The sequence below is a fragment of the Salipaludibacillus daqingensis genome, from assembly GCF_029891575.1.
Taxonomy (GTDB): Bacteria; Bacillota; Bacilli; order Bacillales; family Salisediminibacteriaceae; genus Salipaludibacillus; species Salipaludibacillus daqingensis.
The window spans coordinates 189,013-203,043 of record NZ_JARZHF010000008.1 but is presented as its reverse complement, the minus strand read 5'-3'; the positions used below and the strand labels follow the sequence as shown (position 1 = coordinate 203,043).

14 protein-coding genes are annotated in these 14,031 nt (G+C 37.2%); 5 read left to right on the top strand and 9 right to left on the bottom strand.

Annotation, left to right across the window (positions count from 1 at the left end; genetic code table 11):
- Nucleotides 1-38: 38 nt before the first annotated feature.
- The 3 genes from QDN89_RS16275 to QDN89_RS16265 all read right to left on the bottom strand — a co-directional run bounded on the left by QDN89_RS16275 (nt 39) and on the right by QDN89_RS16265 (nt 4,676).
- Nucleotides 39-1,031 (bottom strand): chymotrypsin family serine protease, encoded by a 993-nt coding sequence (locus QDN89_RS16275; protein ID WP_280771226.1) that lies wholly within the window; start codon nt 1,029-1,031, stop codon nt 39-41.
- Nucleotides 1,032-1,330: 299 nt separating this feature from the next.
- Nucleotides 1,331-3,013 carry a BCCT family transporter gene (locus QDN89_RS16270; RefSeq protein ID WP_280771225.1) on the bottom strand — a complete coding sequence of 561 codons (1,683 nt, stop codon included), beginning with the start codon at nt 3,011-3,013 and terminating at the stop codon, nt 1,331-1,333.
- A 565-nt stretch (nt 3,014-3,578) separates the two neighbouring features.
- The gene (locus QDN89_RS16265; protein WP_280771224.1) at nt 3,579-4,676 is read right to left on the bottom strand and encodes a GGDEF domain-containing protein; all 1,098 of its coding nucleotides are present in this window, start codon (nt 4,674-4,676) and stop codon (nt 3,579-3,581) included.
- Between the two features lie 319 nt (nt 4,677-4,995).
- Here QDN89_RS16265 and QDN89_RS16260 point away from each other — a divergent pair, with 319 nt between their 5' ends.
- Nucleotides 4,996-6,270, top strand: coding sequence for a GntP family permease (locus QDN89_RS16260; RefSeq protein ID WP_280771223.1), 1,275 nt, complete (start codon nt 4,996-4,998; stop codon nt 6,268-6,270).
- A 29-nt stretch (nt 6,271-6,299) separates the two neighbouring features.
- Here the strand turns inward: QDN89_RS16260 and rnz are convergent, their stop codons facing one another.
- The gene (rnz, locus tag QDN89_RS16255) at nt 6,300-7,250 is read right to left on the bottom strand and encodes a ribonuclease Z (protein WP_280771222.1); all 951 of its coding nucleotides are present in this window, start codon (nt 7,248-7,250) and stop codon (nt 6,300-6,302) included.
- Between the two features lie 312 nt (nt 7,251-7,562).
- Here rnz and QDN89_RS16250 point away from each other — a divergent pair, with 312 nt between their 5' ends.
- Both QDN89_RS16250 and QDN89_RS16245 read left to right on the top strand, forming a co-directional pair.
- Nucleotides 7,563-7,805, top strand: coding sequence for a hypothetical protein (locus tag QDN89_RS16250; protein ID WP_280771221.1), 243 nt, complete (start codon nt 7,563-7,565; stop codon nt 7,803-7,805).
- 138 nt (nt 7,806-7,943) lie between these two features.
- Complete coding sequence (locus QDN89_RS16245; protein WP_280771220.1) at nt 7,944-8,282, top strand: c-type cytochrome; 339 nt, start codon at nt 7,944-7,946, stop codon at nt 8,280-8,282.
- A 61-nt stretch (nt 8,283-8,343) separates the two neighbouring features.
- On the opposite strand, the gene QDN89_RS16240 is transcribed toward QDN89_RS16245, so the two are convergent.
- The 3 genes from QDN89_RS16240 to QDN89_RS16230 all read right to left on the bottom strand — a co-directional run bounded on the left by QDN89_RS16240 (nt 8,344) and on the right by QDN89_RS16230 (nt 11,044).
- Nucleotides 8,344-8,937, bottom strand: a complete 594-nt coding sequence (locus tag QDN89_RS16240; protein ID WP_280771218.1) for a hypothetical protein — start codon at nt 8,935-8,937, stop codon at nt 8,344-8,346.
- Between the two features lie 60 nt (nt 8,938-8,997).
- A complete protein-coding gene (locus tag QDN89_RS16235; RefSeq protein ID WP_280771217.1) occupies nt 8,998-9,810 on the bottom strand; it encodes a uroporphyrinogen-III synthase in 813 nt (270 codons plus the stop codon).
- Between the two features lie 199 nt (nt 9,811-10,009).
- Nucleotides 10,010-11,044: an STAS domain-containing protein gene (locus tag QDN89_RS16230; protein ID WP_280771216.1), complete on the bottom strand. Its 1,035-nt coding sequence runs from the start codon at nt 11,042-11,044 to the stop codon at nt 10,010-10,012.
- Nucleotides 11,045-11,369: 325 nt separating this feature from the next.
- Between QDN89_RS16230 and QDN89_RS16225 the strand changes: the two genes are divergently transcribed.
- Complete coding sequence (locus tag QDN89_RS16225; protein WP_280771215.1) at nt 11,370-11,495, top strand: YfhE family protein; 126 nt, start codon at nt 11,370-11,372, stop codon at nt 11,493-11,495.
- A gap of 71 nt (nt 11,496-11,566) precedes the next feature.
- Here the strand turns inward: QDN89_RS16225 and QDN89_RS16220 are convergent, their stop codons facing one another.
- Together QDN89_RS16220 and QDN89_RS16215 are read right to left on the bottom strand one after the other, a co-directional pair.
- Complete coding sequence (locus QDN89_RS16220) at nt 11,567-12,289, bottom strand: 3-ketoacyl-ACP reductase (RefSeq protein ID WP_280771288.1); 723 nt, start codon at nt 12,287-12,289, stop codon at nt 11,567-11,569.
- Nucleotides 12,290-12,474: 185 nt separating this feature from the next.
- A complete protein-coding gene (locus tag QDN89_RS16215; protein WP_280771214.1) occupies nt 12,475-13,263 on the bottom strand; it encodes a VanZ family protein in 789 nt (262 codons plus the stop codon).
- A 246-nt stretch (nt 13,264-13,509) separates the two neighbouring features.
- On the opposite strand from QDN89_RS16215, the gene QDN89_RS16210 reads away from it, so the two are divergent.
- Nucleotides 13,510-13,761, top strand: coding sequence for a hypothetical protein (locus QDN89_RS16210; RefSeq protein ID WP_280771213.1), 252 nt, complete (start codon nt 13,510-13,512; stop codon nt 13,759-13,761).
- Nucleotides 13,762-14,031: the final 270 nt, after the last annotated feature.

The window sequence follows — 14,031 nt, the reverse complement described above, 5'->3', positions numbered from 1 at the left end:
TCACTTTTCAATATAATTTTCGATGACGTGATCCTCGGTTAAACAAAGTCAATGCGCAATAAGCTTCGAACATTTTCAATTTGATTGAGAATCGTAACGTCTGGACTCCCTGCAAACAGAAGTCCGATAGCACGGTTTTCAGAATCTGTTGCAAGAGACCCGCTATCTCCGCCTTCTGAGAAAGGTGTTGTGAGAATTTGGTCTTGGAACCGTGCGACTCGATTATTTCCGAAGTTTACATCAATGGTTGCGTCCACGGCAGTAATTTCAGCTGTTGTATAACCAGTTGTACGACCGGTTTTTTTGATTACTGTGCCAACTTCTACCTCTTCTTTTTTCAGCCAACCTTTCACATATCCATTCCAGTAGACCTCACGATCCAGTTCTTGAAGAGATCCTTCAGCGATAGCAGCATCAACAAGATTGTTATGCTCTGATTCAGGTTTATCTGGGGTGAAGTCGATTGGAACAAACCTACTTAATGTGGCAATTTGGTCATCAGGAGAACTGCCTCCGTCCACTGGACCTGGTTGCAAAATCGGGTCTCCAATATTTGCATGATTACTGTTTGCTAGAACGTGATTATTTGAGAGAATATAGTACTTTAAAGGATTTTTCTCTTCTTTATTAAATACGACAGCTCCTACTGTTCCAGCAGTAATATCTGGATGTCCGACACTCCAACCACCTTTAACTGGTCTAATTCTCTTATTGAGTTGGTTTGAGGGAAGTGTTCGAAGAAGATCATTTTCTTTTATCGAAGGTTGGACAGTAGGCATTCCTATTTCAATTACATCTGTTTCTACACCGTCTAATAACTCAGGTATAACATCCTCTTCTTCCAACGTTTCCAGAGGCTTTTTACTCGTTACGTAAGTGACTAACGCAGGTTTTCCCGTTGGCACACCATTGGTTATTTTCACACCAATACCTAAACCAACAACATTTTTCTTTCTCATTATCGCGTCTTCGTTCTTTTTGTTTTTTACAACTCGAACTTTGGCAACTTCTTGTTTTGATAAATGAGGCATGATTAATCTCCTTCCTGTTTTAATATTCAGAAAAGTATTGTAAATTATTCTTTTCGATGCTCGTTGTATATATCCTTTTCATTATCAAAAAATAGGTCGTTTTATCCATAAAATGACATAATAAATACGCAAATCTATATATAGATATTGATGCCGCTTAAAATAATTACTCTTTAATATGTTTTAAAAAAGTATTTTATGATTTGAAAAAGTCTTTTAGACAATGGAGTTAACGAAGTAATCTCGAAATAGACGCTAAAAAACATCCCACACCAATGAGTTGGTGTGGGATTGTTAGATTACTTATCGTTTGTTTCATCCTCATCTACTTCTACATAACCGTTGCCATTATCGGTTGTCCATTCTTCTTCATTTTCATTTATGACGTCATCTTGAATTTTTCGTTCATTTCGAAGGTCTTCTAAAGCAGCATAGATTCGTTGTCGTTCCATTGGTAACGAACCATCTCGAAGTTCATTAAGAAGAGCTTTCAATAGGCAGAAAATCATAAAGAACATAATGATCATAAATGGAAAGCCACCGACAACAGCTGCAGTCTGCAATGCACCTAAGCCACCAGCTAATAATAGAACAGCTGCAAACGCACCTTCCAATAACCCCCAAGTAATACGTAATTGTATCGGAGGATTCATGTTTCCTTTTGATGTTAACATCCCGATAACATACGTTCCAGAGTCGGATGATGTAACAAAGAAAACGGTTAATGAAAGCATTGCTATGACTATTAGTAAACTAGCAAATGGAAATCCTTCAAGCATTGCGAAGAACCCAAGTGCCTCATCTTGTAAGACGATATCAAGAATACTTGTGTCAGTAAAATGTTCACGATAAAGCGCGGTACCACCGAAGACACTGAACCAAACCATACCAACGAATGTTGGTACAAGTAATACACCAATAGAGAAGCTACGAATCGTTCGTCCTCTAGAAACTCGTGCAATAAATGATCCAACGAACGGTGCCCAAGAAATCCACCAAGCCCAGTAAAAGATTGTCCATGCACCGTACCATCCATCTGTATTTTCTCCTGCAGCATCAATTCCAAAAGACATCGATAACAGATTTTGTAAGTACTGACCAGATGAATGTGTGAAAGCATTGAAAATAAACAGTGTCGGTCCTAAAATTAAGACAAATAACATAAGAAGCCCAGCAACACTAATATTAATTTGACTTAGCCATTTAATCCCCTTATCGATCCCAGTCGTAGTGGAAACAATAGCTAAAGCTGTCACGATAACAATGATAATCATCCATAAAGCGGTATTGTTAGGAGTGCCAAATAATGTTTCTATTCCACCGCCAATTTGCATTACTCCAAGTCCGAGGGAAGTAGAAATACCAAATAGTGTAGCGATAACTCCAATGATATTTACTGTATTTCCCCATCCACCATTTAAATTATCTTTACCGATAAGCGGTTCTAACGTGGAACTTAAAAGCATCGGTAAGCCTTTTCGATAAGTGAAATATGCTAACGATGCAGCAACAATAGCATAGATGGCCCATGGATGTAAGCCCCAGTGGAAAAAGGAATATTGCAAAGCCATATGAATAGCTTCCTCTGTTCCACCTTCACCCATCGCAGGCCAATCATAGTGGTTAATTGGTTCTGATACACCCCAGAATAAAAGTCCGATACCCATACCAGCGCTAAAAAGCATGGCAAACCAGCTTGGTGTAGAGTATTCAGGTTCTTCATCATCTCCACCTAATCTGATCTCTCCTAAGGGGCTAAAAATGAGAAAAATTGTAACGATTAAGAAAGCACTTCCCCCTAGAATGAAGGTCCATCCTAAGTACTCGACGACCCATGCAAACGTATTATCCATGTAAGTGCCAAAATTGGGTAAAGTAGTTCCAAGAATGACAAATGTAATGGCAATAATGAGTGAGATTAAAAATGTCGGTGTTTTTAATGATGCGTTAAATGAAGTTAATCCTTTTGGTCTGGCTGGCATACTTCTCCTCCTTTAGTTGATTGGATATAAACAGAACGTTTGTTCCTTTTAACTGCAAAAATAATAGCGTTTAACTTAACTAACCTTAAGACATGCGCTAAAAACGAAATATTCCTACTATTAAACTAGTTATTGATAAGGCTATCATACTATTCGATTTTAAAACAAGGATTATGATACGTCATACATGACGAAAAGATGTCCTATCCCATTGAGGTCAATACTCTAGCTCTCTTTTTCATAGTAATCCTTTGATTTCTACTATACTGGTAGAATTAATCCAATTAATATCTAAAAATAATAGTGAAAGTGAGGAAGGGAAATGTGCAGATAGAAAGTTAAAATGTAGTTAAAACAAATACATAATTATTGTAGTGAATACGATAATTATGTATAAAAAGGTTTAGGAAGAGTTTCAAATAGATTAACGAAATATTATTCTTGGAAAGTTACAATTTGCATGATATTAAGAAGTACAAAAAAAGAAGACCAGATGTATCCAATCTTCTTTCATATATGAATTCTTAGTGTAAATCATTTTAAACAAATTATTTTTAAATGAAAATTAATAGTTTGATACAACTTTGTTTTTCCCTGTATCTTTTGCTTCATATAACATGGCATCAGCTTGTTTAAAGAAGTCCGCTTTTGTTAAATGATCATCGAAGTTCTTTAAGCCAATACTAATGGTTACGGACCTGTCATCAATTTCTTCATGATGAAGTGAAGCAATATGTGATCGTATTTTTTCCGTAATTTGAAGAGATTCTTCAAATTTTTTATTGGTGAATAAAATGGCAAATTCTTCTCCACCATAACGGGCAACAATATCGTTTTCTGAAGATTTCTCGTATATCGTCCTTGCTACACGTTTCAAAACGGAATCTCCTACACTATGACCAAAACTATCATTAATTTTTTTAAAGTTATCGATATCTAAAATTGCTAGCTGAAGAGGCATTTGATATTCTTTACTTTGTTTAACTAAATGATCCATATATTCATGGAATGTTCTATGATTGTATAGGTTAGTTAATGGATCTACTTTCGTGAGTTTTTCCATCAACGTATTTTTAATTAAAAGGTCCTTTTCCTTCTCAGACGATTCTCTAAGATCGCTTAAGACTTCTTCCCCTCTTTGTAGGATCGCTAAATAAATAATGTAACCGGCAAATAAAGCGAAAACGTAAGAAAAATACTCATACTCCGTTGTAGCTAATCTGATGGATGGAAATAATAAGTAAATCGACGTCAGTCCAAAAACATTAGCAATGAGACTAAAAAATAATTTCTTTTTATCTAAATAGATCAATGCGACTCCCATGGGTAAGAGTAGGGTGACTTGTAAACCAGGGACAGCGGGGTTAATGACAATGACGACTAAAGCTAACAAAGTCCCAGCTATGATTAACAACCTTGAACGATACATTTTTTTAATTTTGATGATGTATTCACAGATTAACACTATGAGTAACTGGATACCTGTTGCTAAAATAATCGTACCGAAAATAAATTGAGAAGCGTAATCAGGGTGATAATAGATCGTCACACTTAACCCGACGATATGCCCGACAAGGGAAATGATAACAATAAGCCAATAAAAGTTCAGAATTTTTTTCGACCAAAGTTCATAATTGATTTGTGAAGCGTCATGATGGTCCACGAAATATTCATCTCCCTTTTCCAGAAATTTTTCATGTACACAGACTTAGAGAACTTGTATAATTCAAATTTCCGTTTGTAAATGCAATGATAGTAAAAAAACATTTCGGTTGATGAAATAATGAATAATACATACCATTATACAGCTTTACAAAGAAGTAAGTATATACTATTTTAGTAGAATTCTGACATAGTATATTTGTCTAATAAATAGTATGATGGTAAAAATTTTAGGATCTGTTATCAATCCATGTTGATTTTTAAAATCAACAACATACATTATTAGAGCTAAATTTTAAAAGCATAGGGGCGTAATATAAATGGATGTACAAATATCAACGTTAGGAACATTTCTTGCTCTTATCGTGACAATCGGTTTGATCTTAGTTAAGGTAGCCCCAGCTTATGCGATGATGGCTGGAGCAGTATTTGGCGGTGTTTTAGGGGGATTGGCTCTAACTGACACGGTTCAGATTATGATTACTGGTGCAGAAGGAATGGTAGGGGTTGTACTTCGTGTTTTAGCTGCTGGTGTTCTTGCTGGTGTATTGATTGAATCAGGAGCGGCAAAAAAAATTGCGGAATCAATTCTGGATGGACTAGGAGAAACAAAAGCAATTCTTGCCGTAGCTGGTGCAACAATGGTATTAACAGGCGTTGGAGTTTATGTAGGGGTAGCTGTATTAACCATTGCACCGATTGCTCTCGCTATTGCTAAAAAAACGAATATGACGAAAATGGCCGTGTTACTTGCTATTTCTGGCGGCGGAAAAGCTGGAAATATTATCTCACCTAATCCGAATACAATCGCTGTAGGGGAAGCTTTTCAGGTGCCGTTAACAACGGTAATGTTTGCAGGAGTTTTTCCAGCAGTTGCAGGTTTAGGAATTACGTATGTTTTGGCTCAGAAGCTTAAATATAAAGGTTCGAAAGTGCAAGATCACGATCTGTCTACGGAGGTGAAAGGTGAAAATCCAACATTACTAAAAGCATTGTCTGCTCCAGGGGTTGCGATTTTTTTACTATTGTTGCAGCCGTTAGCGGGTGTTCAAGTAGACCCATTGTTTGCTTTACCCATTGGAGGAATCGTTGGCGCTATCATTATGGGGAAAAGAGAAAATTTGAACGAATACATCTCATCAGGTCTACAAAAGATGGCAGGGGTGGCTGTTCTTTTGATTGGAACAGGGACACTTGCCGGTGTGATTTCACACTCTGCTGTTATTGGTCAGATCATTATTGGAATTGACGCGTTTCATATTCCAGCATATATCCTTGCATCATTGGCAGGTATTACGATGTCTGGTGCGACAGGGTCTACGGCAGCAGGTACAGCAGTCGCTGGTAATGTGTTTGCCCCATCAATTATGGACTATGGCATTCATCCACTGGCGGGGGCAGCTATGGTCAACTCTGGAGCTACGGTTTTAGACCATATGCCACATGGGACATACTTTCACATTACGCTTGCAAGTGTCCATATAGGCATGAAAGAGCGTTTTAAATTACTACCTTATGAAACCTTGATTGGTGCAGTTATTGCTCTTGTTTCAATGGTGATCTTCGGTGTTTTCGGGCATGTATTTTTAGGGTGAAACTTTTATAAAGCCAACTCTCAGATGATTCAAGCATTCGATTGATAAGGTCTATTCACTTTGGGAATGTCAAACGTCGAGAAGTCTGCTGAAATAAACGTGTTTGTAAAGACGGATCTTGCTTCTTTCAGTAATTGTTCCACATCTTCTTCTTGATAACGAGAACTAATATGATTAAGAATCAATTGGTGCGCGCCAGAGCGTTTGGCGACTTCGGCAGCTTGTCTCGTTGTGGAATGGAAGAATTCTTTAGCTAATAACGATTCATCTTCTGCAAAAGTCGCTTCGTGTATGACAGTATTTGCATCTTTAGCTAACGTGATGGCTTTTTCTGAAAAACGGGTATCCCCTAAAATGGTAACGATTTTTCCTTGTTTAGGTGAACCGATAAACGATTTTCCATCAACTTTTCGTCCATCTGGGAGTGTTACTTCCATCCCTTTTTTAAGTTTTTGTAAAACAGGGCCGGTCGGAATATTCGCTTCGTTTACTTTTTCCATTAATAATCGGCCCGGTAAATCTTTTTGTTCGATTCTAAATCCGAAGCAAGGGAGAGCGTGATCTAATTTACTTGTTGTGACAACATAGTGATCGTTGTCAAAGAGTAACCTATCTCCGGTTATTTCAATAATGTGCAGGGGATACTTTAGATAAGTTCCGCTGACATTTAGAGAAGTTTCAATAAATGATGCGATCCCTTTTGGACCATAAATAGTTAACGGTGTGTCTGCACCTTGAAAAGAACGGCTTCCTAAAAGGCCAGGTAATCCATAAATATGATCACCGTGCAAATGACTAATGAATATCTTCTCCATTTTTCTTAGTTTTATCGGCGTGTGTAAAATCTGGTGTTGTGTTGCTTCTCCGCAGTCAAACAGCCAAATGGTGTTCTCTTTATTCATTAAATGCAAAGCTAACGAAGAAACATTACGTAGCTTTGCGGGAATACCAGCTCCTGTTCCTAAAAAAGTTACCTTCAATGTTTTCCCTCCTCAATGTAGTTCTTTTATTTTAGTATCCATAACACTCAAAAAAGTATCAAGTTTAAAAAAATAGACTCTTCAACTTGTCATTTCGATTGTAGAAAACGAAATGGTACCATCACTCATAGAAAAAATTTCGTTCCCCCCCTTTTTTCCATACGAAGCTGTACTTATTATTCAAAAGGGTTTGTTATGTTCCAGTGTTTATTAAGAAAATAATCGTTCCTTTTTTTCTGACGGAGCAATAATTTTCAAAACACCATTCTACGATAACAGAGTCCTTTAAAAGTATAATTGGAGGCGGTTTTGATGGGAGAATTCACAACATTTGAGCTTACTGAAATGGATCCTACTTCAGGGGAAGTAACGTTGCATATAAAAATGGAAGGGGAAACGAATTTACCAGTTTGGAAACATGATTTGAAATTAGATGCTGCTCTAGCTTTGTTAGAAACGGTAGACCGACATCATTTCATTGAGTGTAGCAGAATTCATGAGTTTGAGGAATATATGGAAGAGCTGAAAGATATTATTGAAATGATGAGAGCGTAAACGATACTAAGAAAATCTCTCCATCATTACTGGTTGGTCGTTATTTTTCCGAGGCATGTAAAAAATAGTCATTTTTGTGAGTAAAATCACATGAAGCTCATCGATAATCTTGTATACTCTTTCATGGGGGGATGTAGTATGAAAAAATTAATCGTAACACTCATGGGAGCCTCTCTCTTTATCGCTGCTTGTGGTGGAAATGATGTTGTTAATGAAGCAAGCAATTCAACCAACAATGAAACAACATCGAATGGAACGTATGATTTAGCGAGCGGAGAAGAAATTTACCAACAAAAGTGTGCGGCATGTCATGGTGGTGACTTAACCGGAGCAGGAGCTTCAGCGGTTACCGGCTTAACTTATGATGAAGTATTAGATGCCGTTGTGAACGGAGCTGGAAGTATGCCCGCTGGACTAGTGACAGGAAGTGACGCAGAAGATGTGTCTGCATGGGTAGAAAAAGTAGGCAATGAATAAGCAGTTTATGAAATAAGAGAAACGAAAAGACCATCACATGAGGATGGTCTTTCTTTATTCCTTAACGTTTTGAAATCGGCGTGTTCTTTTTTCCATCAGACATTTCATCGACAGCTTGAATCACACGGTAACCAAAGTTCTCAATCGATTTATATACAATGATCGAGGTCACAAGACTTCCAATAGCAGGTAAGAAGTTTCCAAACAAACCAAGTTTCGTTCTAAGTCCTACACTACCTAATATGATCTTCCTCGATGTATTCACTTTTTTCTTTGTATCATCCGTTCTTGCTTTTACGTTCCGAATGTTCATCTCCATTTCCCGTTCTAACTGTCGTGTCAACTCGTCTTCATTTAAGCGATAAAGTTTTGCGATGTCTCCGATTAACTGTTGGTTCGCTTTTCGAATGTAATTCGTATCCGTTATCATAGATAACCCTTCGTTGACAATCTGACTAGGAATAAAAGCAGAACCACCTGTGATGGCGGATATGGCCCATGAGCTTAAATCAAACCCCGTTGAGGTGAAAAAAGATTTCAACATGCTTTTCTTCGCGACTTTTTTCACAATTGCTCTTTTTTCGGGGAAGTCTTTATTAGAAAATTGTGTCTTGAATTGTTCCTTTTGAACGATGTCTCCATCTTTTATTGTCATAAAAATCTCTCCTCATTGCTAAGAAACGGTTAGATAAAGTTCACCCCAATAAAGAAGAACTTAGATTCCCTTGGTTTTCTCATAATAACGACTAAGTTCAATGATCATTGCACCCATTCTTTCTAGTTCCGGTTGTATGACTCGTTCGATTCCTGCTTCATACAAGGCCTCAGAAGTCACTTTTCCTACAGCAACTGCAAGCGTATGATGATGAAAAGCATCCATGACCTCACGAAGGTATCCTTTTTGTTGCACATATTTAAATAAGGATCTAACTTGAACAGCAGCTGTAAAACAGACCGCATCCATCTCATTTCTTATGAGCTCTTGGCAAAATAATTCCAATGTTTCCAAGTTTGGCTCAACGTGTTTGTATGGTAGAACAGGAATGACAGTTGCTCCTTCTTCTTCTAAGTAGGTAATCAAAGTGGGAGCATTTTCTCCATGTAGTTGAATCATGACACGTTTTCCGTTAAAATCGATTGGTTTCAGAGAAGCAATTAACCCTTTGATCGTTCCATCGTCGTCTTTTACTTGAGGAGTAACTCCGATTTTTTTCAAGGCTGCAAATGTTTTATATCCTCTTGTCGCAACCTTCGTACGATGAATCATTTGTAAAAATAATTCTTTCTTATTTATTTCCTCTGCTACATCAATAAGAGCATTTGCGCCAATACCTGTTGTGAAAATCAACCAATCACATTTCTCTTGCAGAATACGATCGATATCGTCTTTTACTTGATGATCATTTAAAAATACGGTTCCTTGAAGAGAGCGAACGATTGGAGTTCCATTTTGTTTTTCGATAAGTGTACTCATTTCGTCTGTTTTTCTTGAAGCGGCCAAAACGACACGTTTATTATGTAAACTCATATGATCGCATCCCTTCTTAAATTAATGTCGAATAACTCTTATCATACATCAGTTTGAAAGTTTTCGTGAAATAGACTCGAGAGATAATGATTAGATCCGTACCTTTAGAAACCATCTAAAATAATAAAAAAGCATGACATCTAAGGAGATCATGCTTTTACTATTTGTTCATGGATGTGGTGTAGTGACGCTTTTTATACTAAAGAAGTTGCTTCCCTTCTTGAGAGAGAGCATACAAAATGGCGTGCTTCAAAGTAGAGTAGCTGGTAATATTTGCTTCTTTAATACTAAAATCTGCCTTTGTCATTTCAATGCTTAAGCTGGGAGAAATACCAACAAGAATACATTGTGAGCCTAAGAGAGAGGCGGCTTGTGTCATTTTTAAGATGAGTGAAATCATATACTCATCCACCCCTTCACTTATCCCTGTCATATCCAAAATAACATATTTCGCTTTATACTCTGGTAATATAGCTAACGTTTTCTGGAGAAGTTCATCTGCTCGAACGTCATCATATGTACCCATTAATGGAATCACCACAATCCCATCAAGAACTGGAATGATTGGGGAAGATATTTCTCGAACTAAATCTTTTAACTCTTTTGTTCGTTCATCAACCATTTCTTCTAGTTTTAAGATTTCATATTGTTCCTGGCTTCGTGTCAACTCATGAATATTTTGGTTAGGTGTAATCGAAGAAGGGGCGAAGTGGTACTCACAATATTCTTCCCCTTTCAGTTGGCTTTTTTTCATTGAATACCAGATATTTTCACTGTACAAGTTTGTTAGCAATCCGGCGAAATGACCTGGAAGAAAAGGAGACTCTTCTTTTCTTCCTTGTTTTTTATTAATTCGATATTCCCAAGAATCTTTGATTCGCAAAACAGCTGTTTTATTTTCTAACGAATATTCTTCTATCGTGACAAGTCCCCATCCAGCTGCGCCGTAAACGCGGGGTAAGGTTTCGAGCATGTCGTTAATCTCGGATGTTTTAAAAAAATCACTGACCATTTCGCCCATCCGATAGCCTGCGGTTTCAAGTACTAAGTTTACAACTTGGGAACCTGAAATTTCTTCAATCGTATCAAGAAAGTTCCTCATCGCTGTTTCAACCCAAATTACCATGGCGAATTCCCCAGAAAAATTTAGACTTCCATTTTCTTCCGCCCATTCAATCCCCATGCCATAAATTTCTTTTGTATGAATGTCCGACTTATTACTAGAATAACCCATATAGTATCCCGTCCCTTTTATTAGAAAAAGTAGTCATACTTTCTTCCAAATCCACTAGTTACTCATTCGTAACTTTATTGATATTTTTGTCGTCGATGAACATTTTAAGGATAATAACATTATTGTATTAATTATACAGTTAAAGGAAAGTAATTTCAGCTAAATGTTTTGGATGGTAATGTATTTTCTAAAAAAAATAGTAATAGATCAGTGATATTAGCTGTTTTCGTGTCAATTTGCCAACATGTATCTTCTAATATGTTTAAAATATTTTTCTTACGGGAAATGCGTCAACTAACTTGCTTATGAAAGGGGTTATCGAACAATGGAACAAAATTATAAGCCACACAAGCATATGAATGAAAAACATAATGGACTAAGTTCAGCCCAAGAAGTTCATTATAGTAGTGCCTTTAGAGGCGCAGACAAAGCAGCAGAAAATAAAAAATAATTAATTATTTAATCAAAAACAGACCGACGCTTTAGTTAGCGTCGGCCTGTTTTTATGTTAAATCCATTTTTTTAAAATGGATTCGTCCCCCATTGGGCAGCGGTTTTGATGAAAGTTCGTTGTTCTAGTTTAAGCTGGCTAATGATATATTCAGCCAAATCTTCTGCTTGTGTGTATTTATCTGGATTACGTGAATTGGAACCTTTCCCTCTTGTTAAGTCTGTTTCAACGAGACTAGGGGTTAAAACGCTGACACGTATATTGTTCGTTCGTACTTCTTGCATGAGAGACTCGCTCAATCCGATCACGGCAAATTTTGATGCACTATAAGCGCTAGATCCTTTAGTTCCTTTTAGACCAGACATAGATGAAATATTGATAATGTCACCTCTGTTTTTCTCGATCATCCCAGGAAGAACAGCTTTTGTTACGTGAACAACGCCCATCACATTTGTTGAAAGGACTTTATCCCATTCCGTCGTCGGTAATTCTTGAAACGTTCCATTTGTGCCAACACCAGCATTATTAATAAGAATATCTAGGTTGCCAAGCTTGTTTTCAATGTCTTTGACTGCTTTTCGCACCTCTTTTTCTTGAGAAACATCAGCGACAGCCGTGATAAAGGTAGCGCCAAGGTCCGTTAATTCTAATCGAATAGAATCAAAGCTTTTTTCCGAGCGGGCGATCAGGCCTAACTCGACTCCTTCTTTCGCTAAAGCAATCGCTGTTGCTTTACCAATCCCTCTACTTCCCCCTGTAATTAACGCTCTTTTTCCTTGTAATGATTGCATAATGATAGTCATCCTTTCCAATAAACCTCTTACCTTTCTATTATTCACTAAAAACGCAATGGAGAAACATCGTTTATGTTAAAATAGAACAAACGTTCCTTTTGGTGGTGTGAATAGTGAAGGGTTATGAAGTTTGATACATAAAAAAAAGAAGGCCATTTGTCTAATTAGACGAGTGACCTTCTTTATTATTCGAGCCAGCTAGAAATCTTTTTTTTCAAGAAGCCCATCGTTGTCCCAAACAGTCCGCCTGCAGTATCAAGATAAACATCTTCGATTAATCCTGACCTGGAAGGAATGAACGTTTGCCGGTATTCATCGAGAGCCGCATAAGCGATGACAACAATCATGGCGATGATAAATGACGAAAGTGATCGTCGACTTAATTTAAACAACGCAAGGAAAACGAAAAAGCCTAACATCGCAAATAAGAAAAAGTGAGCAGCTTTTCTTAGTAAAAAGTTCAATAATCCATCGACACCATGGGATTGCAGATTTACCGGTGATCCTGCATAAGTAAAATCAATCGTTTGTAAAATGGCTCTGATTTGATCAAAAGATGCGCGGCTTCTTAATGCTTCAATGACAAGATCACTTCTTACTAAAAAGATAAATGTAGCTAGGAATGAAAGAAGCAAACCTGTATATAAAATGGTTTTAACTACTTTTTTTGCTATGGAATCATCGGATCTAAATAGTCGGAAGAAAACAAAGGCGATGATTATCGATAAAATAAAGATAGATACGAGGACGATCATTGGATTGTTAGCGACGACAGAAATCCCACGCTCAGCAACGATATTCACTCGCTCCATGAGTGAGCTAGCATATCCCCTTAACGTGTTCTCGTCGGTTACCTGATCTAAAATAGGACTGATATCCTGCTGATCTGAGGACTGGGAAGACGCAATAAAGATAGTACCCATGATGATTATTATCGGAATAAGGTTGATTACAAAATATTTTAAAAATTTCATACTGTCCTCCTAATCTTGCTGGGTGTTCATATCATTCTAATAATATAGCATACGTGAGAAGAGTCAACCTGAATATTGAGGGAAGGGAAGAACTTACGATCAATGAGACTTGAGCTTCTGTTGTTTTGAAAAAAATGGTAGTTGTTTTTAATAAATACAGACTATTGTATTTACTTTTTAGAACTACATGAAATCTTCAAATTTGAGTCGTATGGTAAAAGTACATACTAAAAGGAGCTGATATGGATGAAAATAATGACTACAACGCTATTAACCGTTACACTTTTGTTTGGTGCAGCAAGTTTTGCTTTGGCAGATGACCATGGAGATGATCATGACATGTCTGGAAAAATGAATGTTGGACAAATGAAAAACATGCACTCTGACTTAACGATTCATGAGTTTAAGGACATGTATAAAGAGCATCATGGCACGTTAGGGGCAGCACCAAGCAAGAATTTTGTACATCATATGCACAATGGCTCAATGAAAGACTAAAGATAATGTGATCAATGGTTGCACTTCTTCGGCGGAAGAAGTGCAGCCATTTTTTTATGGTGAAAAAGCGATGAATTTACAAAAAGTAAAAGCCCTGGCGATAGTGCCCGAAGCGAAGGGAAGCAAAGGATGCGCATAGCAACGGACGAATGAGCGTCTCACAAAAAAACATCCTTCTCTAGGTTCCGTTAAAAACGCCATAGGAAGCAACTTCACTCTTTTCTAACTAAAACTTTCTTAAATTTCTGTTGACGATTTAATCATATGCGT